Origin of the sequence: Streptomyces harbinensis (genome assembly GCF_900116145.1) — a bacterium.
In the GTDB taxonomy this organism is placed as follows: Bacteria; Actinomycetota; Actinomycetes; order Streptomycetales; family Streptomycetaceae; genus Streptomyces; species Streptomyces carpaticus.
This window is the reverse complement of the sequence record NZ_FPAB01000014.1, coordinates 37,341-61,650: the sequence shown is the minus strand read 5'-3', so window position 1 is coordinate 61,650 and position 24,310 is coordinate 37,341. Positions and strand designations below refer to the sequence as shown.

Genomic DNA, 24,310 nt, shown 5'->3' with positions numbered 1-24,310 from the left:
GGGAGCAGTGATGAATGTCGAGCACGAGCCCGAGTACGACTGGCCGCGCCCCCCAGTGGGCGGCTACACCGCCGAAGACCTGGACCGGCTGCCGAATCTGCCTCCCCACACGGAGCTGATCGACGGGAGCCTTGTCATGATGAGTCCGCAGTCCGCCTTCCACTCCAAGGCGATGCGGTTGCTGGAGAACGAACTTGTGCGGGTGGCCCCCAACCGGCTCGCGATCTTCCGGGAGATGACCATCACCCTGGGCAAGCGGAATCGCCCGGAGCCCGACATTCTGGCGGTGAAGACGTCCGCGTACACCGGTCCTGAGCAGACCTCGTTCCTCCCCGAGGATGTGCTGCTGGCCGTGGAGGTCGTCTCACCCGATTCCCTGGTCCGTGATCGGAACGTCAAGCCCAAGAAGTATGCCGGTGCAGGCATTCCACACTTCTGGCGGGTGGAGCACGACAAGAAGTCGGGCTACCCCGTGGTCTATGTCTACGAAGCCGATCCCGCTACCCGCACTTACCTACTCACCGGCATCCACCACGATCAGCTCAAGCTCGGCGTGCCCTTCCCGATCGACATCGATCTCACCTCGATCTATCGGGTGTGAGACATCCGTCAGGACCGTAGAGCCGCTACGGGAATGACACAGCCCGCGCCGGGCGCTACCTTCTTGGAGGTTGACCGCACACGAGGAGGCAGTGGTGAGCGCAGGGGCGGGCGGCGGACGGGCCGGAATGGTGTTCGGCCTCGCGGCCTTCGGGATGTGGGGGCTGCTGCCGCTGTACTGGCGCCTGCTGGAGGACCTGGGCGCCCTGGAGGTGCTCTCCCACCGCATGGTGTGGTCGCTGCCCACCGCGCTGGTGATCCTGCTGCTGGTGCGCAGCTGGTCCTGGATCGGGCCGCTGCTGCGGCGGCCGAAGCAGCTGGCGATGGTGGCGCTCTCCGCGACCCTGATATCGGTCAACTGGGGCCTGTTCATCTGGGCCATCGCGAACGACCGGGTGCTGGAGTCCTCGCTCGGCTACTTCATCAACCCGCTGCTGTCCATCGCCGCCGGCGTGCTGGTGCTGGGCGAGCGGCTGCGCGTCCTCCAGTGGGTGGCGGTCGGCATCGGGCTGACCTCGGTGCTGGTGATGTCCGTCGCCTACGGCCAGGTGCCGTGGATCGCGCTGGCGCTCAGCACCTCGTTCGCCGCGTACGGGCTGGTGAAGAAGCAGACCGGGCTCGACGGCGTCCAGGGCTTCAGCGCCGACACCGCGTTCCAGTTCCTGCCCGCGCTCGGCTATCTGATCTATCTCACCGCGCGCGGCGACTCCAGCTTCACCGCCGAGGGCCCTGGCCAGGCGCTGCTGCTGGTCGCCAGCGGGGTGGCCACCGCGCTGCCGCTGATCTTCTTCGGCGCCGCCGCCGTCCGGCTGCCGCTGTCCACGATCGGGATGATGCAGTACATCGCCCCGACCATGATGTTCCTGCTCGGCCTCACCGTCTTCCACGAGGAGATGCCGCCGGAGCGCTGGGCGGGCTTCCTGCTGATCTGGGCGGCGCTGTGCGTGCTGACGTTCGACGCGCTGCGCACCGCGCGCCGCACCCGGCGCACCGTCCTCGCCCACACGCCGCACACGGCGGCGGCGCCGGAGAGCGGGCCGCAGGCCCGGACGGAGGCGGGCCGGGCCGGATAGCCTGCCCGGTATGACGGACCGCACCCTGGAGTGGGTCGAGCGCCACCTGGCGGACGGCGAACACCTCACCGGCCAGGTGCCGCTGGCGGGCGGCTGGACCTCCCGGATGCGGCGGCTGACCACCAGCGGCGGACGCTCCCTGGTGCTGCGGTCGTTCACCGACGCGTTCTTCCTGCGGCACGCGGACGGGCTGCTCACCCGGGAGGCGCGGGTCCTGACGCTGCTGGCCGGGACGGACGTACCCGCCGCCCGGCTGCTGGCGGTGGACGCCCGGGCCGACCACTGCGACCATCCCTCCCTGCTGATGACGCTGCTGCCCGGCGCCGTGTGCCTGGACGACGCCGGGGCGCCCGCCCGGGCCGGCGCGCTCGCGGACCAACTGGTCCGGGTGCACGGCCTGGCGGTGCCGGCGGCGGACCGGCCGCGTACGTACCAGGCATGGACCGCTCCCGGCCGGGTGCGGGTCCCGGAGCGGACCGGCCGCCCGGAGCCGTGGCGCCGCGCGATCGCCGCGATCGACCGCGAACCGCCCGCCTACCGGGGGCGGTTCCTGCACCGGGACTACCACCCGGGCAATGTGCTGTTCGCCGCGGGCGGCGTCAGCGGGGTGGTGGACTGGGTGGAGACCTCCTGGGGCCCGGCCGACCTCGATGTGGCGCACTGCGCCACCGCCCTCGCCCTGCTGCACGGCCCGGCGGCGGGCCTGGCCTTCCCGGCCCGTTACACGGCGGCCGGCGGCACCCTCTCCCCCGCCCCGGCGGCCCGCCGCTACTGGTACCTGCTGGACGCGCTGGGCTACGCGCCCGACGCGGAGAAGGTCGCCACGCCGTGGCGCGCCCTGGGCCGGACGGATCTGACCCCGGCGGTGCTCCAGGACCGGCTGGAGCGGTACCTGGAGGGGCTGCTGGCCCTGCCGGACCGCTGAGCGCTCGCCTCCGGCGGTGACGGGGCATACGGAGGCGGCTCTCGGGACGGGCGGAGCCGGTCGCAGGTCCGCCCGTACGGGGCGGTCCGATACCGACCGCTGGGCGGGGGCGGGACTGCGGCGCGGAGCAGGCCGCAAGGCGGGGGGCGGAGCGGCCGGTGCGCCCGGCCCGGCCGAACAGGGCGTCTCCGCCCGGCATCCCGGGGCCCGCCGGCGGGCATCACTGGGTCGGGGCCGGGCCGAGCAGGAAGGCGGGCGGGCGATGACACAGCGTGCTCCGGTGGGGCGTCCGGGGCGGGGTCCCGGGCGCGGGTTCGACGAGAGCGTGGACACGGTGCACTGGACGCACGCCGTCTGCGGCCGGCCGCTGATCCTCCCGGTGCCGGACGGTGAGCCGGCGGGCCACGAGGAGCCGCTGCCGCCGGACACCGCGCGCGGCTGAGCCGGCGCCCGCCCGCACGGAGGGTTCAGGTGGCCTCCGGTGTCCGCCGGGCGCGGTGGGCGCGGACCTTGTGGCGGTTGCCGCAGTTCTCCATCGCGCACCAGCGGCGGCGGCCGGGGCGGGAGGTGTCCACGTACAGCAGGGAGCAGTTCTCGCCCGCGCAGATCCGGAGCCGGTCCGCGTGCGGGCCGGTCAGCACCGCGATCGCGTCCCGGGCGACCGTGGACAGCAGGTGGGCGCCGGTGGCCGGTTCCGCCCAGCCGGCGGTGGTGGTGTCCGGGGCCAGGCGCGGTATCAGCGGCGGGACGGCCGCCGCCGCGTTCAGCGCGGCGAGATCGGCCGGGGCGGGCGCCCGGCCCGCGACCCGGGCGAGGCCGATGCGCCACAGCGCGTCGCGCACCGTGCGGGCGGCCCGCACGTCCGCCGGGCCCAGCTCCAGCGCCGGGGTGGGGTCCAGGCGGCACTGTCCGGCCCAGCGGCGCAGGTCCTCCGGGGCGTGCAGCACCTCCCAGCGCGCCATCCCGTCCGGACCGCCGGTGACCAGGAGTTCGAAGCTCAGCGCTCCGGGGTCGAAGCGGTACTCAAGACCCGAACCCGAACGCAGCGGCATGCCTGGCGGAGTTGCTTTCCCGGTCATGTAACCAATATAACCAGTTACATGAACGCGACCGCACCGCTGCACTGGAAACTCGTCGTCGACACCGCCGACGCCCACCGCCTCGCCGACTTCTGGGCCGGCGCGCTCGGCTACACCGTCGAGGACCACAGCGCCCTCATCGCACGCCTGCTGGAGGCCGGGCACATCCGCCAGGACGCGCTCACCGAGCACCACGGCCGCCGCGCCTGGGCGGGCCTGGCCGCCGTGCGCCACCCCGACGAGCCGTACGACCCGGCCACCGGCATCGGTCAGGGGCACCGCATCCTGTTCCAGGACGTGCCCGAGGCAGGAGCCAACACCGGCAAGAACCGGCTGCACATCGACGTCCACGGGGAACGCGGCCGGCTCGGCGAACTCGTCGAACGCCTGGAGGCCCTGGGCGCCACCCGCGTCCGGGAGGTCGACCAGGGCCCGGCCGGTCACTGGTGGATCATGCACGATCCCGAAGGGAACGTCTTCTGCGCCGCCTGAGCCGGCACCCCCACGGATGCCGGCCCCCGGCCGTCCGCCCCTCGGCGTGCCGTCAGTGCACGGGCAGTTCGCCGAGGAAGTCCGGCATCGCGTCGGGCAGCAGCCCCGGCAGCGGCTCGCCGGCCTCGACCTCCACCACCGTCGCGTCCTGCGGCGGGGTGAAGTCGAAGCTGCCGCCCGCCGGCTGACCGTAGGTGATCTGCGCGAACGCCAGATCCACCAGCGGCCCGTTCTCGCCCTGCACGGTCACCGCCAGCGGCACCCCCGTCTCGGCGTCCACCGAGATCCGGGCCGACTCCACCGCGAGGTGGCCGTCCGCCGTCTCCTTCGGCTCCACCAGCAGCTGGTAGGCGCTGCGGCCGGCCACCCGGGCGGTGCCGTCCACCGACACCTCGGCGACCTCACCGGCCTGCTCCAGCAGTTGCTCCACCGCGGCCTGCGGCGTCACATGCGGCGCCGCCCCCAGCTCGTCGGCCCCCGGCGCGTCGCGCTCCGCGTCCAGCGGCACCTCGGCCCGGTAGGCCACGTTGCTGTCGCTGTCGTACGCCCACACCTCCTGGCCGCGGTGGATGAGCGCGAAGCGGTCCGAATCGCCGTCCACCAGCGCCAGCCGCTGCCGGTCCGGGCCGTCCACCGCGATCCGCAACGTACTGGTGCCGCCCGCCAGATCGGCCAGCCGCCCCGCGGGACCGTCCAGGCCACGGGCCAGCTGCGCCACCCCCGACAGCGCCGTGTCGGCCTGGATCCGTACCGTGCCGGACAGCTGTGTCGTCTCGGACTCCGCGATCCGCACCAGCAGTTCCTCGGCCGTGATCTCCGGCAGGTCCGGCGCCCCGTCGCTGGCGATCGCCGGCCACACCCCCACCCCGATCACGGCGGCTCCGGCCACCACGGCCAGCGGCAAACCCGCTCGCCTGACGCGCGCGTTCAGTCCCATGTCACCCTCATCCCCATCTGTCCGCAGGCGGCGATCGGTCCACCGTCGCCCCAAGCACCACCCATTGCACCAGCGTGCGGGGCTTTCGACATCCTTCGCCGGGAGGCTCCCGTCTCCTCCCCGCGGAGTAGACCGCCGGCCCGGAACGCCCGGAACCCGTAAGGGTTCTCCCCACAGGGGTGCGCAGGACACGCGCAAGGGGCGGTGCGCAGGCACCGCCCCTTCCCGTCTCCGCGCGCCGGAGCGCGCCCGCGCACGGCTACCGCGTACGGTCCGCCACCAGGTCGCACAGCGCCGCCATGGACGCCTTCGCCGGCCCCTCCGGCAGCGGGGCGAGGCAGCGGCGCGCGTCGTCCGCGAACCGCAGCGTGTCCTGCTTCGCCGCCTCCAGCGCCGGATGCGCCCGCAGCCCGGCCAGCGCCGCCGCCAGCCGCGCGTCGTCGCTCAGATCACCGGCGATCAGCTCGCACAGCTCCCGGTCCGCCGCCGACCCGCCGCGCGCCGCCATCTCGCGCAGCCGCAGCACCGGCATCGTGGGGACGCCCTCGCGCAGATCGGTCCCCGGCGTCTTCCCCGACTCGCCCCCGTCACTGGCGATGTCGAGCACGTCGTCCGCGAGCTGGAAGGCGATCCCGATCCGCTCCCCGAACTGCGTGACGACATCCACCACGGCCTCCTCGGCGCCCGACATCATCGCGCCGAACCGCCCGGCCACCGCGATCAGCGAGCCGGTCTTCCCGGCGATCACGTCCAGATAGTGGGCCACCGGGTCCTCACCGGCCCCGGGCCCCGCCGTCTCCTGCAACTGCCCGGTCACCAGGCGCTCGAACGCCTCGGCCTGGATGCGCACCGCCGCCGGGCCGAGATCGGCCACCATCGTGGACGCCCGGGAGAAGAGGAAGTCGCCGGTCAGCACCGCCACCGAGTTGTCCCAGCGGGCGTTCGCGCTGGGCACCCCGCGCCGCATCTCCGCCTCGTCCATGATGTCGTCGTGGTAGAGCGTCGCCAGATGCGTCAGCTCCACCACCACCGCGGCCGGCACGACCCCTGGCGCGTACGGATCGCCGAACCGCGCCGCCAGCATCACCAGCAGCGGCCGGAAGCGTTTGCCACCGGCCCGCACCAGGTGCTGGGCGGCCTCCGTGATGAAGGGGACATCGCTCTTCGTGGCCTCTATCAGACCCGCCTCGACAGCCGCCAGACCGGCCTGGACGTCCACTTCCAGAGCCCGGTCCCGCACGCTCACCCCGAACGGACCCACGACGGTCACGAGCGTTCTCCTGTCTCCGTTGCCATGTCCTGGGCAGCGTAGCCGGTCACCAAAGGATCACCACGGGCACATCCCCATCAGCGGCGCGTACCCGTCAAGCAGTCGGGCATACGCTGTCCCCGCCCCGTAACCGACGACCTCGAAGGCGAGGCACCGCATGGCCGTCACTCCCCAGGAACTCTTCGGTCTCGACAACTTGCCCTACGGAGTGTTCAGCATCCCCGGCGACCCCGGAGAATCCGGCGAACCCGCCCGGCGCCGGATCGGCGTCCGGTACGGCGACCACGTCCTGGACGCCGGCGCCGCGGCCCACGCCCTGGGCTCGCCCCACACCCCGCTGCTCCGGGCCCCCTCCCTGGGCCCGCTGCTCGCCGCCGGACGGCCCGTGTGGCAGTCCGTACGCGCCGCTCTGCGCGACTGGCTCGGCAACCCGGCGCACCGGGAAACCGTTTCCCCGCTGCTTCTCCCCCTTCACCCGCCCGCCGAATCCCCCCGGCTCACCTTCCATCTGCCCTTCGACGTGGCCGACTACGTGGACTTCTACGCGAGCGAGCACCACGCGACCAACGTCGGCCGCATCTTCCGCCCGGACGGCGAACCCCTCACCCCCAACTGGAAGCATCTGCCGATCGGTTACCACGGCCGGGCGGGCACGGTGGTGGTCTCCGGCACCCCGGTCGTCCGCCCCAGCGGCCAGCGCCGCCCGCCGGGGGCCGAGGCGCCCGGCTTCGGCCCCAGCCGCCGGCTGGACATCGAGGCGGAGGTCGGCTTCGTCGTCGGCACCCCGTCCGAGCTGGGCAGCCCGGTCCCGATGGCGGCCTTCCGCGACCACGTGTTCGGCGTGGCGCTGCTCAACGACTGGTCGGCGCGGGACATCCAGGCGTGGGAGTACGTGCCGCTCGGCCCGTTCCTCGGCAAGTCCTTCGCCACCTCGCTGTCGCCGTGGATCACGCCGCTGGACGCCCTGGAGCACGCCCGTACCGCGCCGCCCCGGCGCACCCACCCGCTGCTGCCGTACCTGGACGACACGGGCCCGGACGCCGAGCCGCAGGGGCTGGATCTGCGGCTGTCGGTGTACCTGAACGGCACGCTCATCAGCGAGCCGCCGTTCTCCGCCATGTACTGGACCGCCGCCCAGCAACTGGCGCACCTGACGGCCAACGGCGCGAGCCTGCGCACCGGCGACCTGTTCGCCTCCGGCACCGTCTCGGGCCCCGAGCCGGGCCAGCGGGGCTGTCTGCTGGAGCTGACCTGGAGCGGGGCCGAGCCGCTGCGGCTGCCGGACGGCGAGGAACGCGCCTTCCTGGCCGACGGGGACGAGGTGACCCTCACCGCGTGGGCGCCGGGGCCGGACGGCGCCCGGATCGGCCTGGGCGAGGTGAGCGGCCGGGTGCTGCCCGCCCGGTAGGGGTGTCCGGCAGGTTGCGCCCTGGCCGCGTCCGCGCAATAGGTCCGTAACCGATGGGATGATCATGCCCTTTTCGTAGGGGAGTGTCGGTGGGTCCGGATAAGGTGCCCTCACCACACAGTTCGAGGGGAACTCATGCGCAAGGCAGTACGACTCGCCGCGCCCGCGGCGCTCGCGGCGGCGGCTCTGGTGCTCACCGGTTGCAGCAGCGACAGTGACAGCGACAGCGGAAACGACGCCAAGGGCAGTGGCTCCCAGGAGGAGACCACCACCGGCGGCGACGACGCCACGGACGACGAGGCCGCGGGCGACGACGCGCCGGCCGGTGGCCCCAACGCGGAGGACCTGACCGGCTGGTGGTCCTCGGACCTGACCTCCACCGAGGCCAACACCATCGTCGTCTCCGAGGGTGAGGTCACCGCGCTGCTGAACCTCAGCGCGGTAGACGCCGACATCTGCAGCGGCACGGTGACCGACGGGGCCCTGGCCCTCGACTGCGCCCTCGGCGCCGACTTCGAGGCGGCCACCCTCACCCTGGACGGTTCCACCCTCGACGTGGCCTGGTCCAACGGCACCACGGAGACCTACCACCAGGTCCCCGGCATGGAGGACTTCGACATGGGCGACCTGGGTGACCTCGGCGACCTCGGTGACCTGGGCGAGATCGACATGGAGTTCGACTTCTGACGGTCCACGCACCCCAGCACCGGCTGAGGGCCCGGAACCCCGCGGGGTTCCGGGCCCTCAGCCTGCGCGCACCCCGGACCGCGGGGACGGGCGCCCGGCGCTACCGCAGCACGAACACCCCGGCCTGACCGGCCAGGTCAAGGAAGTACTGCGGCGCGATGCCCAGCACCAGCGTGACCGCCGCCGCGAGCCCGACCACCGACATCGTCAGCGGGCTCGGGATGACCACCGAGGGGCCGTCCGCCTTCGGCTCGCTGAAGAACATCAGCACGATCACCCGGACGTAGAAGAACGCCGCCACCGCCGAGGCCGCCACACCCGTGATGACCAGGCCCATCGCGCCCGCGTCCGCCGCCGCCCGGAACACCGCGAACTTCCCGGCGAAGCCGGAGGTCAGCGGAATGCCCGCGAAGGCCAGCAGGAACAGCGCGAAGACCCCGGCCAGCAGCGGCGAACGCCGCCCGAGCCCGGCCCACTTCGACAGGTGCGTCGCCTCGCCGCCCGCGTCCCGCACCAGCGTGACCACCGCGAACGCGCCCAGCGTCACGAAGGAGTACGCCGCCAGGTAGAACAGCACCGAGGACACCCCGTCCTCGCTCACCGCCACCACACCGGCCAGGATGAACCCGGCGTGCGCGATCGAGGAGTACGCCAGCAGCCGCTTCACATCGGTCTGGGTGATCGCGATGACCGCGCCCGCCACCATGGAGGCGATGGCCACGCCCCACAGCACCGGCTCCCAGTCCCAGCGGGTGCCGTCCAGCGCCACGTACAGCAGCCGCAGCAGCGCGCCGAACGCCGCCACCTTGGTCGCCGCCGCCATGAAGCCGGTCACCGGGGTCGGGGCGCCCTGGTACACATCGGGGGTCCACATGTGGAACGGCACCGCGCCCACCTTGAACAGCAGCCCCATGACGACCAGCGCGCCGCCGATCAGCAGCAGCGCGTCGTTTCCCATCGTCGAGGCGAGCCCCGGGTCGATGGCCGCCGGCGCCCCGCTGATGACGTCCGCGATCCCGGCGTAGGTGACGGTCCCGGCGTAGCCGTACAGCAGCGCGATCCCGAACAGCAGGAACGCCGAGGCGAACGCGCCCAGCAGGAAGTACTTGACCGCCGCCTCCTGCGACAGCAGCCGCTTGCGGCGGGCCAGCGCGCACAGCAGGTACAGCGGCAGCGACAGCACTTCCAGCGCGATGAACAGCACCAGCAGGTCGTTGGCCGCCGGGAAGATCAGCATGCCGCCGACCGCGAACAGCAGCAGCGGGAAGATCTCCGTGGTGGTGTGCCCGGCCTTCACCGCCTCCTGCTCGGCCTCGCCGCCCGGCACCGCCGCCGGCTGCGCCGCGAAGGAGTCCACCCGGGTACCGTGCCGGGCCGGCTCCAGGCGGCGCTCCGCGAAGAGGAACACCGACAGCAGCCCGACCAGCAGGATGACGCCCTGGAGGAAGAGGGCGGGGCCGTCCACCGCCAGCGATCCCATGCCCGCGATCTGCGCCTCGGTGGTGGCGTGCCCGCCGGCCGCGAGCGCCACCACGGCGGCGAACGCGCCCGCGAAGCCGAGGGTGGTGAGCACCACCTGGGTGCCGTACCGGGCCGCCCGGGGCGCGAACGCCTCGATCAGCACCCCGATCACGGCGACCCCGAACACGATCAGGCTCGGCAGCAGGGCCAGCCATTCGATCGAAGGAGCCTGAAGGTCATTCATGGGAGGCGCCCTCCGCTTCGGTCACGGTCACATTCGGCTGCGGATCGGTCTTGTTGACGTCCGACAGCGTGTGCTCGACGGCCGGGTTGACGATGTCGGTGACCGGCTTGGGGTACACGCCGAGGAAGATCAGCAGCGCGATCAGCGGGGCCACCACCGCCAGTTCCCGCATCCGCAGATCCGGCAGCTTCTCCAGCCCCGGCTTCACCGGTCCTGTCATGGTCCGCTGGTACAGCACCAGGACGTACAGCGCCGCCAGCACGATGCCCACGGTCGCGATGATCCCGGCCGCCTTGTACCGGCTGAAGGTGCCCACCAGCACCAGGAACTCGCTGACGAACGGGCCGAGCCCCGGCAGCGACAGGGTGGCGAGCCCGCCGACCAGGAAGGTGCCGGCCAGCACCGGCGCGGTCTTCTGCACCCCGCCGTAGTCGGCGATGAGCCGGGAGCCGCGCCGCGAGATCAGGAAGCCGGCCACCAGCATCAGCGCCGCCGTCGCGATCCCGTGGTTGACCATGTACAGCGTCGCCCCGGAGTGGCCCTGGCTGGTCATCGCGAAGATGCCCAGCACGATGAACCCGAAGTGGGAGATCGACGCGTACGCGATCAGCCGCTTCATGTCCCGCTGGCCGAGCGCCAGCAGCGCCCCGTACACGATGCTCACCAGCGACAGCACGATCACCGCCGGGGTGGCCCAGTTGCTCGCCTCCGGGAAGAGGCCGAGGCAGAACCGGAGCATCGCGAAGGTGCCGACCTTGTCCACCACGGCGGTGATGAGGACGGCCACCGGCGCGGTCGACTCGCCCATGGCGTTCGGCAGCCAGGTGTGCAGCGGCCACAGCGGCGCCTTGATGGCGAAAGCGAAGAAGAAGCCGAGGAACAGCCAGCGTTCCGTGCCGGTGCCGAAGGTCAGCTCACCGGCCGCCTTCGCGTCGGCGATCGCCGCCAGCGAGAAGGTGCCGCTGCCCAGCTGGTCGTTGGTGGCGACCCACAGGCCGATCACCGCCGCCAGCATCACCAGACCGCCGGCCAGGTTGTACAGCAGGAACTTGACGGCGGCGTAGCTGCGCTGCCGCGCCTGCCCCGCCTCGTCGCCGCTGCCGGCCCGGTCCCCGAAGCCGCCGATGAGGAAGTACATCGGGATGAGCATGGCTTCGAAGAAGATGTAGAAGAGGAAGATGTCGGTGGCGGCGAAGGACATGATGACCATCGCCTCGACCAGCAGGATCAGCGCGAAGAACCCCTGGGTGGGCCGCCACCGCCTGCCCTGCGGGGTCTCGCCCTCCTTCGGGTCCGCGTCGTTCCAGCCGGCCCCGATGAGGAACGGGATGAGGATCGCGGTGAGCCCGATCATGGCGACACCGATGCCGTCCACGCCCAGCTCGTAGGTGACCCCGAAGTCCCTGATCCAGGTGAGGGATTCGGTCAGCTGATACCGGTCGGCACCGGGCCCGGTGTCGAAGCGCAGCAGCACCGCCGCCGCGAACACCACCGTGACCACCGAGAAACCCAGCGCCGTCCATTTGGCGGCCGTGCGCCGCGCCGCGGGCACCGCGGCCGTGGCCACCGCGCCGATCGCGGGGGCCAGGGCCGTGGCCGTCAGCAGGGGAAATGACATCTCAGACCGCCCTCATCAGCAGGGTCACGGCGATCAGGACCGCCGCACCGCCGAACATCGAGACCGCGTAACTGCGGGCATAGCCGTTCTGCACCCGCCGCAGCCGCCCGGACAGACCGCCGAACGCGGCGGCCAGTCCGTTGACCACGCCGTCCACCAGCTTGTGGTCGACGTACACCAGACCCCGGGTGAGATAGGTGCCGGGGGTGACGAACGCGGCGTGGTTGAAGTCGTCCTGGAGCAGGTCGCGGCGCGCCGCCCGGGTGACGAAGCTGCCGGCCGGTGCGACCACCGGCGCCGGGCGCCGCCCGTACTGGAGGTACGCGGCGCCGACCCCGATCACCATCACGGCGGTCGCGGCCAGCGACACCGTGCCGTGCCCGACCGGGGAGTCGCCGTGGGCGAGCCCGGTGACCGGCTCCAGCCAGTGCGCGAAGGACTCGTTCAGGTTGAACGCGAAGCCCGCGCCGACCGAACCGATCGCCAGCACGATCATCGGGATCGTCATGGTGGCGGGCGACTCGTGCGGGTGCGGCTCGTGCCCGTGCGCGTCCGGCTGCCAGCGCTTCTCGCCGAAGAAGGTCAGCAGCATGATGCGCGTCATGTAGTACGCGGTGAGCGCCGCGCCGAGCAGCATCACCGAGCCCAGGATCCAGCCCTGGGTGCCGCCCTTGGCGAACCCGGCGTAGATGATCTCGTCCTTGGAGAAGAACCCGGACAGATACGGGAAGCCGATGATCGCCAGATAGGCGAGCCCGAAGGTGATGAAGGTGACCGGCATGTACTTCCGCAGGCCGCCGTACTTGCGCATGTCGACCTCGTCGTTCATGCCGTGCATGACGGACCCGGCGCCCAGGAACAGCCCGGCCTTGAAGAAGCCGTGCGTCACCAGGTGCATGATCGCGAAGGCGTAGCCGATCGGGCCGAGCCCGGCGGCCAGCATCATGTAGCCGATCTGCGACATGGTCGAGCCGGCCAGCGCCTTCTTGATGTCGTCCTTGGCGCACCCGACGATCGCCCCGAACACCAGGGTGACGGCCCCGACGACGATGACGACGGTCTGGGCGTCCGGCGCGGCGTTGAAGATGGCGCCGGAGCGGACCACCAGGTAGACGCCGGCGGTGACCATGGTGGCGGCGTGGATCAGGGCCGAGACCGGGGTCGGGCCCTCCATGGCGTCGCCGAGCCAGGACTGGAGCGGCACCTGGGCGGACTTGCCGCAGGCTGCCAGCAGCAGCATCAGGCCGATGGCGGTGAGGGTGCCCTCGCCGGTCTCGGCGGCGCTGGAGAGCACCGGGCCGAAGGCGAAGGTGCCGAACGTGGTGAACATCAGCATGATGGCGATCGACAGGCCGATGTCGCCGACCCGGTTGACGATGAACGCCTTCTTCGCCGCGGTGGCCGCGCGCGGCCGGTCCTGCCAGAAGCCGATGAGCAGGTACGAGGCGAGGCCCACGCCCTCCCAGCCGGCGTACAGCAGCAGGTAGTTGTCGGCCAGGACCAGCAGCAGCATGGCGGCGAGGAACAGGTTGAGATAGCCGAAGAACCGCCGCCGGCGCGGGTCGTGCTCCATGTAGCCCACCGAGTACAGGTGGATGAGCGAGCCGACACCCGTGATGAGCAGGACGAACGTCATCGACAGCTGGTCGAGCTGGAAGGCGATGTCCGCCTGGAAGCCCGCCACCGGCACCCAGCTGAACAGGTGCTGGTGCAGGGTGCGGTCACCGTCCGCGCGACCCAGCAGGTCGAAGAAGAGCACCACCGCGAGGACGAAGGACGTGGCGGCCAGCGCGGTGCCGAGCCAGTGGCCCGCGCGGTCCAGCCGCCGCCCGCCGGTGAGCAGCACCAGCGCGCCGAGCAGCGGTGCCGCGACGAGCAGTCCGATCAATGACTCCACTGGTATTACCCCTTACAGCTTCATCAGTGAGGCGTCGTCGACCGAGGCCGAGTGGCGGGAGCGGTAGAGCATCACGATGATCGCCAGCCCGACCACGACCTCGGCGGCGGCGACGACCATGACGAAGAACGCCAGGATCTGGCCGTCGAGGTTGCCGTGCATCCGGGAGAACGCGACCAGCGCGAGGTTGGCGGCGTTCAGCATCAGCTCGATGCACATGAACACGACGATGGCGTTCCGCCGCAGCAGCACCCCGCAGGCGCCGAGGGTGAACAGCAGCGCCGCCAGATACAGATAGTTGTCCGGGCTCACCGGCTCTCCTCCCCGGCGTCGCCGCGCTCATCCTCGGTCCCGTTGCCGGCGCCGACGGACGCGCCGTCCGTGCCGCCGTCGATGCCCTGTTGCCGCCGCTGCCCGTGGTAGGTGGCGGTGCGCTGTTCCAGGGCGGTGAGATCGCGCAGCGCCTCGCGGTGCACCTCGCGGATCTGGCCCCGGCCGCGCAGGGTGGCGTTGACGCTCAGCTCCGACGGGGTGCCGTCGGGCAGCAGGCCGGGGATGTCCACGCCGTTGTGCCGCGCGTACACGCCGGGGGCGGGCAGCGGCGGGATGTGCGTGGCGTTCTTGATGCGGTCCACCGACTGCTCGCGCTGCGACTTGATGCGTTCGATGCGCTCGCGGTGGGTGAGCATGGTGGCGCCCACGGCGGCGATGGTCAGCAGGATGCCGGTCACCTCGAAGGCCACCACGTAGCGGGTGAAGAGCAGCGAGGCCAGCCCTTGGACGTTGCCGCCGGCGTTCGCCTGGCCGAGCCCGGTGAAGGAGCCGCCCGCCGCCTGCCCGATGCCGGCGATCAGCAGGGTGCCCAGGCCCAGGCCGAGCAGGGCGGCCAGCCAGCGCTGCCCCTTGAGTGTCTCCTTGAGCGAGTCGGCGGCGCTCACCCCGACCAGCATCAGGACGAACAGGAACAGCATCATCACGGCGCCGGTGTAGACGACGATCTGCACCACGCCGAGGAAGTAGGCGCCGTTGGCGAGGTAGAACAGCGCCAGGATGATCATGGTGCCGGCCAGGCAGAGCGCGGAGTACACCGCGCGCCGCATCAGCACCGTGCCCAGGCCCCCGGCCACCGCGATCGGGGCGAGGATCCAGAACTGGACGGACTCCCCGGTGGAGGTGGAGGTCTCGGCGGCCAGGGTGCCCAGGGTGGTCAGCGCGTTCATGCCGGCACCCCCGAACCGCCGCCGGCGCCGGGGGCGTCGGCGGCCGGGTCGGGCAGCCTGCCCGCTTCGGAGAGGGCGTCGACGGGGGCGTCCTCCGCGCCCGGCTCGCCCTTGGAGCGGGCCGGCTGCCGTACGGTCCCGGGTGCGGCGGCCTTCACCTCGCCCCGGTAGTAGGTCTGCTCGTCGGCGCCGGGGTACATGGCGTGCGGCGAGTCGACCATGCCGTCCTGGAGCCCGGCCAGCAGTTCCTCCTTGGTGTAGATCAGGGAGGCGCGGGTGCGGTCGGCCAGCTCGTACTCGTTCGTCATGGTGAGCGCCCGGGTGGGGCACGCCTCGACGCACAGGCCGCACAGGATGCAGCGCAGGTAGTTGATCTGGTAGACGCGGCCGTACCGCTCACCCGGGGAGTAGCGCTCCTCCTCGGTGTTGTCGGCGCCCTCCACGTAGATGGCGTCGGCCGGACAGGCCCAGGCGCACAGCTCGCAGCCGATGCACTTCTCCAGCCCGTCGGGGTGACGGTTGAGCTGGTGCCGGCCGTGGAAGCGCGGCGCGGTGGGCTTCTTCTCCTCCGGGTACTGCTCGGTGAGGGGCTTCTTGAACATGGCCTTGAAGGTCACGCCGAAGCCGCCCACGGGATTCCGGAACTCAGGCACGGTCGCCCTCCTTTCCTCGGGTTGCCTCGGATTCAGCGCGATCGGCGGTGTCGGTGGCCTCGGCGGCCCCGACCTTGGCCGTGGGCCCGCGCGAGGGCCGGCGCGGCACCGGCGGCAGCGTCTGCCCCGGCAGCGGCGGTACGGGGAACCCGCCCGCCATCGGGTCGAACGGCTCCTCGGCGCGGGCCGCTTCCTCCGCCTCGCGCCGTTCGTCGGCGCGGTCGCGGAAGATGTCCACGACGAAGGAGATGAGCAGCAGGGCGATCACGCCGCCGACGACCCACAGCACGATGTCGCGGAAGCCGTAGCCCTCGTTCTGCATGGCGCGGACGGTGGCGACCAGCATCAGCCACACCAGGGCGGCCGGGATCAGCACCTTCCAGCCGGCGACCATGAACTGGTCGTAGCGGACCCGGGGCAGCGAGGCCCGGACCCAGATGAAGAAGAAGATGACCGCCAGCATCTTGAGGGTGAACCACAACAGCGGCCACCAGCCGGTGTTGGCGCCGTCCCAGAAGCTGAGCGGCGCCGGGGCCCGCCAGCCGCCCAGGAACACGGTGACCATCAGCATGGAGACGGTGACCATGTGGATGTACTCGGACATCATGAAGAACGCGAACTTGATGGACGAGTACTCGGTGAGGTAGCCGCCGACCAGGTCGCCCTCGGACTCCGGCATGTCGAACGGCGGCCGGTGCGCCTCACCGATCATCGCGATCATGTAGATGAGGAACGACACCGGCAGCAGCACCATGAACCAGCGGTCGCTCTGCGCCTCCACGATGGCCGAGGTGGACATCGAACCGGAGTAGAGGAAGACGGCGGCGAAGCTCAGGCCCATGGCCACCTCGTACGAGATGATCTGCGCCGTGGCCCGCACCCCGCCGAGCAGCGGGTAGGTCGAGTTGGACGACCAGCCGGCCAGCACCGTGCCGTACACCGCGATGGCGCCGGTGGCCAGCACGTACAGCAGCGCCACCGGCAGATCGGTGAGCTGCATGGCGGTGCGGGTGCCGAAGATGCTCACCGGGTTGTCGGCGGGACCGAACGGGATGACCGCGACCGCCATGAAGGCCGGGATGGTCGCCAGGGCGGGGGCAAGGATGTAGAGCACCTTGTCCGAGCCCTTGACGACGATGTCCTCCTTGAACATCAGCTTGATGCCGTCGGCCAGCGACTGGAGCATGCCCCAGGGCCCGTGCCGGTTGGGGCCGATCCGCAGCTGCATCCAGCCGAGGACCTTGCGCTCCCCGACGATGCAGATCAGCACCGTCAGCATCAGGAACGCGAAGCAGAAGACCGCCTTCAGCAGGATCAGCCAGAAGGGGTCACCGCCGAACACCGACAGATCCGCCTCCTGGGCGAGCGGCAGCATCGACGCGCGCATCAGGCGTTCACCTCCTGGGACTGGCTCGGGGCGTCCGCCGGGGCCGCGCCGATGGTGACCACGGCGCCGGGGACGGCGCCCAGGTCGGAGGGGACGCCGCCGCCGCGGGAGTTGAGCGGCAGCCACACCACCCGGTCGGGCATCTCCTCGGTCACGGTCAGCGGCAGCACCACCGAACCGGTGGGCCCGGTGACGGCCAGCGGCTCGCCGTCGGCGACCCCGGCCTCCTCGGCGGTGGCGGGCGACAGCCGGGCGACGGTGGCGTGCCGGGTGCCGGCCAGCGCCTCGTCCCCCTGCTGCAACAGGCCCTGGTCGAGCAGCATCCGGTGCCCGGCCAGCACCGCCTCGCCCGGCTCGGGGCTCGGCAGTTCCACCGGGGTGGCGGTCGGGCCCAGCGGCAGATCGCCGGTCCACGGCTCCAGGCCGTCGATCTCGGCCCGGATGGTGGGCAGATCGGGCAGCCCGAGGTGGACGTCCATGGCGTCCGCCAGCATGTTCAGCGCGCGGGCGTCGGTCTGCACCAGGCGCCGCGTCATCTGGTCGGGCTTCACGGCGGCCTCGAACGGACGCGCCCGGCCCTCCCAGTTGAGGAAGGTGCCGCCCTTCTCCACCACGGCCGCCACCGGCAGCACCACATGGGCGCGCGCGGTGACCTCGGAGGGCCGCAGTTCCAGCGACACCAGGAAGCCGCTCCCGGCGACCGTGTCCAGGGCCTTCCTGGCCAGCGCCGGGTCGGGCAGGTCCGCGACCTCGACCCCGCCGACCACCAGCGCGCCGATGTCGCCGGCCGCGGCGGCCTCGATGATCTGCCCGGTGTCGCGGCCCGCGCGCTCGGGCAGCGCGGCCACCCCCCAGGCGGCGGCGATCTCCCGGCGCGCCCGCGGGTCCTCGGCCGGCCGGCCGCCGGGCAGCAGCCCGGGCAGCGCGCCCACCTCGATGGCGCCGCGCTCGCCGGCGCGGCGCGGGATCCACACCAGCCGGGCGCCGCTGGATCCGGCCAGCGCCACGGCGGCGGTGTACCCGCCGGGGACGGCGGCCAGCCGCTCGCCGACCACGATCAGCGCGCCGTCGGCCGCGATGGCCTCGCGCGCCGCGCTGCCGTCCGGGCCGAGCCCGCTGCCGCTCGCCAGCGCCTCCAGCCAGCCCGTCTCGGTGCCGGGCGCGGCCGGCAGCAGGGTGCCGCCGGCCTTCGCCAGGCCCGGGGTGATGTGCGAGGCGAGCGAGAAGACCCGCATCCCGCGCTTGCGGTGCGCCTTGCGCAGTCGCAGGAAGACGCTGGGCGCCTCTTCCTCCGACTCGAAGCCCACCAGCAGCACGGCGGGCGCGGCCTCCAGCGCGCGGAACGTCAGCCCCTGGGTGCCGTCCAGGTCGATGCCGTGCCCGGCGACCTGGGAGGCGAGGAACGCGGCTTCCTCCTGGCTGTGCACCCGGGCCCGGAAGTCGATGTCGTGGGTGTGCAGCGCGACCCGGGCGAACTTGGCGTACGCGTAGGCGTCCTCGACGGTGCCGCGGCCACCGGTGAGCACGGCGGCGCCCCGGTCCCGGCCGGCGGCCAGCCCCCGGGCGGCGGCCTCCAGCGCCTCGGGCCAGCTCGCCGGGACGAGTTCCCCGCTGTCGGCGTCCCGGACCAGCGGCGTCGTCAGCCGGTCACGCTGCTGGGCGTACCGGAACGCGAACCGGCCCTTGTCGCAGATCCACTCCTCGTTGACCTCGGGGTTCTCCTCGGCGAGCCGCCGCATGACCTTGCCGCGCCGGTGGTCGGTGCGGATGCCGCAGCCGCCGGCGCAGTGCTCGCACACGCCGGGCGAGGAGACCAGGTCGAAGGGGCGGGAGCGGAAGCGGTAGGCGGCCGAGGTGAGCGCGCCGACCGGGCAGATCTGGATGGTGTTGCCGGAGAAGTAGGACTCGAACGGGTCCCCCTCGCCGATGCCGACCTGCTGGAGGGCGCCCCGGTCCACCATCTCGATGATGGGGTCACCGGCGATCTGGTTGGAGAAGCGGGTGCAGCGGGCGCACAGCACACACCGTTCCCGGTCGAGCAGCACCTGGGTGGAGATCGGCACCGGCTTCTCGAACGTCCGCTTGTGGCCCTCGAACCGGCTCTCGGCCGATCCGGTGGTCATCGCCTGGTTCTGGAGGGGGCATTCGCCGCCCTTGTCGCAGACGGGGCAGTCCAGCGGGTGGTTGATGAGCAGCAGCTCCATCACGCCGCGCTGCGCCTTCTCGGCGACGGGCGAGGAGAGCTGGGTCTTGACGACCATGCCCTCGGTGCAGGTGATGGTGCAGGAGGCCATCGGCTTGCGCTGGCCCTCGACCTCGACGATGCACTGCCGGCAGGCGCCGGCCGGGTCGAGCGCCGGGTGGTCGCAGAACCGGGGGATCTCGATGCCCAGCTGCTCGGCGGCGCGGATCACCAGGGTGCCCTTGGGCACGGAGAGCGCGATGCCGTCGATCGTGAGGGAGACCAGGTCCTCCTGCGCCGGCCGGGCGGCCTGCCCACCACCGTTCTTGGCGTCGGTGGTGACCGTCATGCCTTCACCTCCACTGATGCGTTCGAGTCGTCGTCCGCCCAGACGGTGGACTTGGCGGGATCGAAGGGGCAGCCGCGCCCGGTGATGTGCTGTTCGTACTCCGCGCGGAAGTACTTGAGGGAGGAGAAGATCGGCGAGGCCGCTCCGTCCCCGAGGGCGCAGAAGGACTTGCCGTTGATGTTGTCGGCGATGTCCGCGAGCTTGTCGAGATCGTCCGGCCGGCCCTTGCCCGCCTCGATGTCGCGCAGCAACTGCACCAGCCAGTACGTGCCCTCGCGGCACGGGGTGCACTTGCCGCAGGACTCGTGCGCGTAGAACTCGGTCCAGCGGGTGACGGCCCGCACCACGCAGGTCGTCTCGTCGAAGCACTGGAGCGCCTTGGTGCCGAGCATCGATCCGGCGGCGCCGACGCCCTCGTAGTCGAGGGGGACGTCGAGGTGCTCGTCGGTGAACATCGGCGTGGAGGAGCCGCCGGGGGTCCAGAACTTCAGCCGGTGGCCGGGGCGCATCCCGCCGCTCAGCTCCAGCAGCTCCCGCAGAGTGATGCCCAGCGGCGCCTCGTACTGGCCGGGGCGCGCCACGTGGCCGGAGAGCGAGTAGAGCGTGAAGCCGGGGGACTTCTCGCTGCCCATGGACTTGAACCAGTCCTTGCCGCGGTCGATGATCGCGGGGACCGAGGCGATGGACTCCACGTTGTTGACCACGGTGGGGCTGGCGTACAGACCGGCGATCGCGGGGAACGGCGGGCGCAGCCTGGGCTGTCCGCGCCGTCCCTCCAGCGAGTCGAGCAGCGCGGTCTCCTCGCCGCAGATGTACGCGCCGGCCCCGGCGTGCACGGTGACCTGGAGGTCCTTGCCGGGGCCGAGGGCGTCCTTGCCGAGGAACCCGGCGGCGTACGCCTCGGCGACCGCGGCGTGCAGCCGCCGCAGCACGGGCACCACTTCGCCGCGCAGATAGATGAAGGCGTGCGCGGAGCGGATCGCGTGGCAGGCGATCACGATGCCCTCGATGAGGGAGTGCGGGTTGGCGTAGAGCAGCGGGATGTCCTTGCAGGTGCCCGGCTCGGACTCGTCGGCGTTGACGACGAGGTAGTGCGGCTTGCCGTCGCCCTGCGGGATGAACTGCCACTTCATGCCGGTGGGGAAGCCGGCGCCGCCCCTTCCCCGGAGTCCGGAGTCCTTGACGTAGGCGATGACGTCGTCGGGCTCCATGTCCAGCGCCTTGCGCAGGCCGCGGTACCCGCCGTGGGCCCGGTAGGTGTCCAGCGTCCAGGATTCGGGCTGGTCCCAGAAGGCGGACAGCACCGGGGAGAGCAGCTTCTCCGGGCCGCCGCGTGCGGTGTCGTCGGTGCTCACGATCATCACTCCCCCTCCTCGGCGGCCGGCCCGGCGGGGTGGTGCGGGTCGGAGGCCGATGTCTGCTGGGGCGCGTCGTGCGAACTCGGGTGCTCGGCCGGCTGCTCGCCGGACGGCCGGTCGGCGCCGCGCTGGGTGACCACCCGGCCGGGGCTCGACTCGCCCTTGGCGAGCCGCAGTCCGGCCAGCGAGGCGGGGCCCGCGCTGCCGCCGGCGGCGGTGGCGCCGGGCCGCTCGTCGGGGAAGCCGGCCAGGGTGCGGGCGGTCTGCTTGAAGTCGCACAGCGGCGCGCCGCGGGTGGGGACGACCTTGCGGCCGGCCCGCAGGTCGTCGACGAGGCGCTTGGCGGACTCGATCGTCTGGTTGTCGAAGAACTCCCAGTTGATCATCACCACGGGGGCGAAGTCGCAGGCCGCGTTGCACTCGATGTGTTCGAGGGTGACCTTGCCGTCCTCGGTGGTCTCGCCGTTGCCCAGCTCCAGATGTTCCTGGAGGGCGGCGAAGATGGCGTCGCCGCCGAGCACCGCGCACAGGGTGTTGGTGCACACCCCGACCTGGTAGTCACCGGAGGGCTTGCGCCGGTACATGGAGTAGAAGGTGGCCACGGCCGTCACCTCGGCGGTGGTCAGCTCCAGGACGTCGGCGCAGAAGCCGATGCCGGTGCGGGTGACGTACCCCTCCTCCGACTGCACGAGGTGCAGCAGCGGCAGCAGCGCGGAACGGGAGTCGGGGTAGCGGCCGATGATCTCGCGCGCGTCCGCGGTCAGCCGCTCGCGTACCTCGTCCGGGTAGGCGGGCGGCGGGAGCTGGGGCATCCCCAGCTGGACGTCCGTCATCGGTCGACTCCTCCCATCACGGGGTCGATGGAGGCGACCGCGACGATGACGTCGGCGACCATGCCGCCCTCGCACATCGCGGCCGTCGCCTGGAGGTTGGTGAAGGACGGGTCGCGGAAGTGGACCCGGTAGGGGCGGGTGCCGCCGTCGCTGACCATGTGGACGCCGAGTTCGCCCTTGGGGGACTCGACGGCCGTGTACACCTGGCCGGGCGGGACCCGGAAGCCCTCGGTCACCAGCTTGAAGTGGTGGATGAGGGCTTCCATGGAGGTGCCCATGATGTTCCGGATGTGGTCGAGCGAGTTGCCGAGCCCGTCGGGGCCGAGGGCGAGCTGCGCGGGCCAGGCGATCTTCTTGTCGCCGACCATGACCGGTCCCGGCTCCAGCCGGTCGATGCACTGCTCCATGATCCGCAGCGACTGGTGCATCTCCTCCAGGCGCAGCAGGAAGCGGCCCATGGAGTCGCAGGTGTCGGTGGTCGGCACCTCGAAGTCGTACGTCTCGTACCCGCAGTACGGGTCGGACTTGCGCAGGTCGTGCGGGAGTCCGGCGGAGCGCAGCACGGGGCCGGTGGCGCCGAGGGCGAGGCAGCCGGCGAGGTCGAGGTAGCCGACGTCGGTCAGCCGGGCCTTGAACACCGGGTTGCCGGAGCAGAGCTTGTCGTACTCGGGCAGGTTCTTCTTCATCTTGCGGATGAAGTCGCGCAGCTGCTCGATGGCGCCGGGCGGCAGGTCCTGGGCGAGGCCGCCGGGGCGGATGTAGGCGCTGTTCATCCGCAGGCCGGTGATCAGCTCGAAGATGTCCAGGCAGTGCTCGCGGTCCCGGAAGCCGTAGATCATGACGGTGGTGGCGCCCAGCTCCATACCGCCGGTGGCGATGGCCACCAGGTGGGAGGAGAGCCGGTTCAGCTCCATGAGGAGCACCCGGATGACGGTGGCGCGGTCCGGGATGTCGTCGGTGATGCCGAGCAGCTTCTCGACCCCGAGGCAGTAGGCGGCCTCGTTGTAGAACGGGGTGAGGTAGTCCATCCGCGTGACGAAGGTGGTGCCCTGCGTCCAGGTGCGGTATTCGAGGTTCTTCTCGATCCCGGTGTGCAGGTAGCCGATGCCGGCCCGGGCCTCGGTGACGGTCTCGCCGTCGATCTCCAGGATCAGCCGCAGCACCCCGTGGGTGGACGGGTGCTGCGGACCCATGTTGACGATGATCCGCTCGTCGTCGGAGCGGCGGGTCACCGCCTCGGCGACCTCGTCCCAGTCGCCGCCGCTGACGGTGTAGACGGTCCCCTCGGTGGTTTCCCGGGCCCCGGCCGACGCCGTCGCCCGGGGCGTGGTCCGTGTGGTGTGGGATGTGGACATCAGCTGTACGACCTCCGCTGGTCGGGAGCCGGAATCTGGGCGCCCTTGTACTCGACGGGGATGCCGCCGAGCGGGTAGTCCTTGCGCTGCGGGAAGCCCTGCCAGTCGTCGGGCATCATGATCCGGGTGAGCGCGGGGTGGCCGTCGAAGACGATCCCGAAGAAGTCGAACGTCTCGCGCTCGTGCCAGTCGTTGGTCGGATAGATGTCCACGACGGACGGGATGTGCGGGTCGGCGTCGGGGACGGAGACCTCCAGCCGGATCAGCCGGCTGTGGGTGATCGAGCGCAGGTGGTAGACGGCGTGCAGTTCCCGGCCGGTGTCGGCGGGATTGTGCACCCCGCTCACCCCGGTGCACAGCTCGAACCGCAGCGCGGGATCGTCGCGCAGGGTGCGGGCCACCTGGGGCAGGTACGCGCGCGCGATGTGGAAGGTCAGCTCGTCGCGGTCCACGACGGTCTTCTCGATGGCGGTCTCCGGGTCGACGCCCTGTTCCTCCAGGGCGCCCTCCAGTTCGTCGGCGACCTCGTCGAAGTAGCCGCCGTAGGGCCGGGAGGAGGCGCCGGGCATCCGGACGGTGCGCCGCAGTCCGCTGTATCCGGAGGTGTCGCCGCCGTTGTTGGCGCCGAACATGCCGCGGCGCCGGGCGATGGTCTCCCCGGTGTTCCCGCGGGGTGCCGGGACTCCGCCGGCCCGCTCGCTGTCGTCACTCACCGCAGCAGCCCCTTCATCTCGATGGTGGGGAGGGCCTTCAGCGCGGCCTCCTCCGCCTCCCGGGCGGCCTGCTCGCGGTTGACGCCGAGCTTCTCCTCGCGGATCTTCTGGTGCAGTTTGAGAATCGCGTCCATCAGCATCTCGGGCCGGGGCGGGCAGCCGGGGAGGTAGATGTCGACCGGCACCACGTGGTCCACGCCCTGCACGATCGCGTAGTTGTTGAACATCCCGCCCGAGGAGGCGCACACCCCCATGGAGATGACCCACTTGGGGTTGGGCATCTGGTCGTAGACCTGCCGCAGCACGGGCGCCATCTTCTGGCTGACCCGCCCGGCCACGATCATCAGGTCCGCCTGCCGCGGGGAGCCGCGGAAGACCTCCATACCGAAACGGGCCAGGTCGTAGCGCCCGGCCCCGGTCGTCATCATCTCGATCGCACAGCAGGCCAGGCCGAAGGTGGCCGGGAAAACCGACGACTTCCGCGACAGCCCGGCCAGCTGCTCGACGGTGCTCAGCAGGAATCCACTGGGAATTTTGTCTTCGATACCCATCGGAACGCCCTTCCTGGG

At 71.7% G+C, this 24,310-nt stretch carries 23 protein-coding genes; 7 read left to right on the top strand and 16 right to left on the bottom strand.

The window, feature by feature from the left end:
- Positions 1–10: 10 nt before the first annotated feature.
- From BM385_RS25280 to BM385_RS26895, 4 genes are all read left to right on the top strand, one after another.
- Positions 11–601 carry a Uma2 family endonuclease gene (locus BM385_RS25280; RefSeq protein ID WP_019435782.1) on the top strand — a complete coding sequence of 197 codons (591 nt, stop codon included), beginning with the start codon at positions 11–13 and terminating at the stop codon, positions 599–601.
- Between the two features lie 127 nt (positions 602–728).
- Complete coding sequence (gene rarD / locus BM385_RS25275; protein ID WP_019435781.1) at positions 729–1,673, top strand: EamA family transporter RarD; 945 nt, start codon at positions 729–731, stop codon at positions 1,671–1,673.
- Between the two features lie 10 nt (positions 1,674–1,683).
- The gene (locus BM385_RS25270; protein ID WP_093844464.1) at positions 1,684–2,598 is read left to right on the top strand and encodes a phosphotransferase family protein; all 915 of its coding nucleotides are present in this window, start codon (positions 1,684–1,686) and stop codon (positions 2,596–2,598) included.
- A gap of 262 nt (positions 2,599–2,860) precedes the next feature.
- Positions 2,861–3,040: a hypothetical protein gene (locus tag BM385_RS26895; protein WP_139275233.1), complete on the top strand. Its 180-nt coding sequence runs from the start codon at positions 2,861–2,863 to the stop codon at positions 3,038–3,040.
- Positions 3,041–3,065: 25 nt separating this feature from the next.
- On the opposite strand, the gene BM385_RS25265 is transcribed toward BM385_RS26895, so the two are convergent.
- Positions 3,066–3,677 carry a CGNR zinc finger domain-containing protein gene (locus BM385_RS25265; RefSeq protein ID WP_026047781.1) on the bottom strand — a complete coding sequence of 204 codons (612 nt, stop codon included), beginning with the start codon at positions 3,675–3,677 and terminating at the stop codon, positions 3,066–3,068.
- Between the two features lie 21 nt (positions 3,678–3,698).
- Here BM385_RS25265 and BM385_RS25260 point away from each other — a divergent pair, with 21 nt between their 5' ends.
- A complete protein-coding gene (locus BM385_RS25260; protein ID WP_019435777.1) occupies positions 3,699–4,169 on the top strand; it encodes a VOC family protein in 471 nt (156 codons plus the stop codon).
- A 52-nt stretch (positions 4,170–4,221) separates the two neighbouring features.
- Here BM385_RS25260 and BM385_RS25255 read toward each other — a convergent pair whose 3' ends face one another.
- Complete coding sequence (locus tag BM385_RS25255) at positions 4,222–5,106, bottom strand: LolA family protein (protein ID WP_139275232.1); 885 nt, start codon at positions 5,104–5,106, stop codon at positions 4,222–4,224.
- 259 nt (positions 5,107–5,365) lie between these two features.
- The gene (locus tag BM385_RS25250; protein WP_019435775.1) at positions 5,366–6,376 is read right to left on the bottom strand and encodes a polyprenyl synthetase family protein; all 1,011 of its coding nucleotides are present in this window, start codon (positions 6,374–6,376) and stop codon (positions 5,366–5,368) included.
- A gap of 157 nt (positions 6,377–6,533) precedes the next feature.
- Here BM385_RS25250 and fahA point away from each other — a divergent pair, with 157 nt between their 5' ends.
- Complete coding sequence (gene fahA, locus BM385_RS25245) at positions 6,534–7,784, top strand: fumarylacetoacetase (RefSeq protein WP_093844463.1); 1,251 nt, start codon at positions 6,534–6,536, stop codon at positions 7,782–7,784.
- A gap of 135 nt (positions 7,785–7,919) precedes the next feature.
- Complete coding sequence (locus BM385_RS25240) at positions 7,920–8,471, top strand: hypothetical protein (protein ID WP_019435772.1); 552 nt, start codon at positions 7,920–7,922, stop codon at positions 8,469–8,471.
- A gap of 100 nt (positions 8,472–8,571) precedes the next feature.
- Here the strand turns inward: BM385_RS25240 and nuoN are convergent, their stop codons facing one another.
- Genes nuoN through BM385_RS25175 form a run of 13 tightly spaced genes read right to left on the bottom strand, consistent with a single transcriptional unit; the run spans position 8,572 to position 24,292 of the window.
- Positions 8,572–10,176 (bottom strand): NADH-quinone oxidoreductase subunit NuoN, encoded by a 1,605-nt coding sequence (gene nuoN, locus BM385_RS25235; protein WP_093844462.1) that lies wholly within the window; start codon positions 10,174–10,176, stop codon positions 8,572–8,574.
- Positions 10,169–11,794, bottom strand: coding sequence for an NADH-quinone oxidoreductase subunit M (locus BM385_RS25230; RefSeq protein WP_019435770.1), 1,626 nt, complete (start codon positions 11,792–11,794; stop codon positions 10,169–10,171). The genes nuoN and BM385_RS25230 overlap by 8 nt, the downstream gene beginning before the upstream one ends.
- Before the next feature lies 1 nt (position 11,795).
- Positions 11,796–13,691 carry an NADH-quinone oxidoreductase subunit L gene (gene nuoL / locus BM385_RS25225; protein ID WP_026047780.1) on the bottom strand — a complete coding sequence of 632 codons (1,896 nt, stop codon included), beginning with the start codon at positions 13,689–13,691 and terminating at the stop codon, positions 11,796–11,798.
- Positions 13,692–13,703: 12 nt separating this feature from the next.
- A complete protein-coding gene (nuoK, locus tag BM385_RS25220; RefSeq protein WP_019435768.1) occupies positions 13,704–14,003 on the bottom strand; it encodes an NADH-quinone oxidoreductase subunit NuoK in 300 nt (99 codons plus the stop codon).
- On the bottom strand, positions 14,000–14,911 hold the full coding sequence (locus BM385_RS25215) for an NADH-quinone oxidoreductase subunit J (RefSeq protein ID WP_019435767.1): 912 nt from the start codon (positions 14,909–14,911) through the stop codon (positions 14,000–14,002). Before BM385_RS25215 ends, nuoK begins: the two co-directional genes overlap by 4 nt.
- Complete coding sequence (gene nuoI / locus BM385_RS25210; protein WP_019435766.1) at positions 14,908–15,564, bottom strand: NADH-quinone oxidoreductase subunit NuoI; 657 nt, start codon at positions 15,562–15,564, stop codon at positions 14,908–14,910. Before nuoI ends, BM385_RS25215 begins: the two co-directional genes overlap by 4 nt.
- Positions 15,557–16,951 (bottom strand): NADH-quinone oxidoreductase subunit NuoH, encoded by a 1,395-nt coding sequence (nuoH, locus tag BM385_RS25205; RefSeq protein ID WP_019435765.1) that lies wholly within the window; start codon positions 16,949–16,951, stop codon positions 15,557–15,559. Before nuoH ends, nuoI begins: the two co-directional genes overlap by 8 nt.
- Positions 16,951–19,482, bottom strand: a complete 2,532-nt coding sequence (locus BM385_RS25200) for an NADH-quinone oxidoreductase subunit G (RefSeq protein WP_093844461.1) — start codon at positions 19,480–19,482, stop codon at positions 16,951–16,953. The genes nuoH and BM385_RS25200 overlap by 1 nt, the downstream gene beginning before the upstream one ends.
- Positions 19,479–20,843 (bottom strand): NADH-quinone oxidoreductase subunit NuoF, encoded by a 1,365-nt coding sequence (gene nuoF / locus BM385_RS25195; RefSeq protein WP_019435763.1) that lies wholly within the window; start codon positions 20,841–20,843, stop codon positions 19,479–19,481. Before nuoF ends, BM385_RS25200 begins: the two co-directional genes overlap by 4 nt.
- Positions 20,843–21,673, bottom strand: coding sequence for an NADH-quinone oxidoreductase subunit NuoE (gene nuoE, locus BM385_RS25190; protein ID WP_093844460.1), 831 nt, complete (start codon positions 21,671–21,673; stop codon positions 20,843–20,845). Before nuoE ends, nuoF begins: the two co-directional genes overlap by 1 nt.
- On the bottom strand, positions 21,670–23,028 hold the full coding sequence (locus BM385_RS25185) for an NADH-quinone oxidoreductase subunit D (protein ID WP_019435761.1): 1,359 nt from the start codon (positions 23,026–23,028) through the stop codon (positions 21,670–21,672). Before BM385_RS25185 ends, nuoE begins: the two co-directional genes overlap by 4 nt.
- The gene (locus tag BM385_RS25180; protein ID WP_019435760.1) at positions 23,028–23,741 is read right to left on the bottom strand and encodes an NADH-quinone oxidoreductase subunit C; all 714 of its coding nucleotides are present in this window, start codon (positions 23,739–23,741) and stop codon (positions 23,028–23,030) included. The genes BM385_RS25185 and BM385_RS25180 overlap by 1 nt, the downstream gene beginning before the upstream one ends.
- Positions 23,738–24,292, bottom strand: coding sequence for a NuoB/complex I 20 kDa subunit family protein (locus tag BM385_RS25175; protein ID WP_019435759.1), 555 nt, complete (start codon positions 24,290–24,292; stop codon positions 23,738–23,740). The genes BM385_RS25180 and BM385_RS25175 overlap by 4 nt, the downstream gene beginning before the upstream one ends.
- Positions 24,293–24,310: the final 18 nt, after the last annotated feature.

Excerpts from the sequence above, each read along its gene's own strand:
- BM385_RS25280 (WP_019435782.1), top strand. The coding sequence starts at position 11 with ATGAATGTCGAGCACGAGCCCGAGTACGACTGGCCGCGCCCCCCAGTG.
- rarD (WP_019435781.1), top strand. The coding sequence starts at position 729 with ATGGTGTTCGGCCTCGCGGCCTTCGGGATGTGGGGGCTGCTGCCGCTG.
- BM385_RS25270 (WP_093844464.1), top strand. The coding sequence starts at position 1,684 with ATGACGGACCGCACCCTGGAGTGGGTCGAGCGCCACCTGGCGGACGGC.
- BM385_RS26895 (WP_139275233.1), top strand. The coding sequence starts at position 2,861 with ATGACACAGCGTGCTCCGGTGGGGCGTCCGGGGCGGGGTCCCGGGCGC.
- BM385_RS25265 (WP_026047781.1), bottom strand. The coding sequence starts at position 3,677 with ATGACCGGGAAAGCAACTCCGCCAGGCATGCCGCTGCGTTCGGGTTCG.
- BM385_RS25260 (WP_019435777.1), top strand. The coding sequence starts at position 3,699 with ATGAACGCGACCGCACCGCTGCACTGGAAACTCGTCGTCGACACCGCC.
- BM385_RS25255 (WP_139275232.1), bottom strand. The coding sequence starts at position 5,106 with ATGGGACTGAACGCGCGCGTCAGGCGAGCGGGTTTGCCGCTGGCCGTG.
- fahA (WP_093844463.1), top strand. The coding sequence starts at position 6,534 with ATGGCCGTCACTCCCCAGGAACTCTTCGGTCTCGACAACTTGCCCTAC.
- BM385_RS25240 (WP_019435772.1), top strand. The coding sequence starts at position 7,920 with ATGCGCAAGGCAGTACGACTCGCCGCGCCCGCGGCGCTCGCGGCGGCG.
- nuoN (WP_093844462.1), bottom strand. The coding sequence starts at position 10,176 with ATGAATGACCTTCAGGCTCCTTCGATCGAATGGCTGGCCCTGCTGCCG.
- BM385_RS25230 (WP_019435770.1), bottom strand. The coding sequence starts at position 11,794 with ATGTCATTTCCCCTGCTGACGGCCACGGCCCTGGCCCCCGCGATCGGC.
- BM385_RS25215 (WP_019435767.1), bottom strand. The coding sequence starts at position 14,911 with ATGAACGCGCTGACCACCCTGGGCACCCTGGCCGCCGAGACCTCCACC.
- nuoH (WP_019435765.1), bottom strand. The coding sequence starts at position 16,951 with ATGCGCGCGTCGATGCTGCCGCTCGCCCAGGAGGCGGATCTGTCGGTG.
- BM385_RS25200 (WP_093844461.1), bottom strand. The coding sequence starts at position 19,482 with ATGACGGTCACCACCGACGCCAAGAACGGTGGTGGGCAGGCCGCCCGG.
- nuoF (WP_019435763.1), bottom strand. The coding sequence starts at position 20,843 with ATGATCGTGAGCACCGACGACACCGCACGCGGCGGCCCGGAGAAGCTG.
- nuoE (WP_093844460.1), bottom strand. The coding sequence starts at position 21,673 with ATGACGGACGTCCAGCTGGGGATGCCCCAGCTCCCGCCGCCCGCCTAC.
- BM385_RS25185 (WP_019435761.1), bottom strand. The coding sequence starts at position 23,028 with ATGTCCACATCCCACACCACACGGACCACGCCCCGGGCGACGGCGTCG.
- BM385_RS25175 (WP_019435759.1), bottom strand. The coding sequence starts at position 24,292 with ATGGGTATCGAAGACAAAATTCCCAGTGGATTCCTGCTGAGCACCGTC.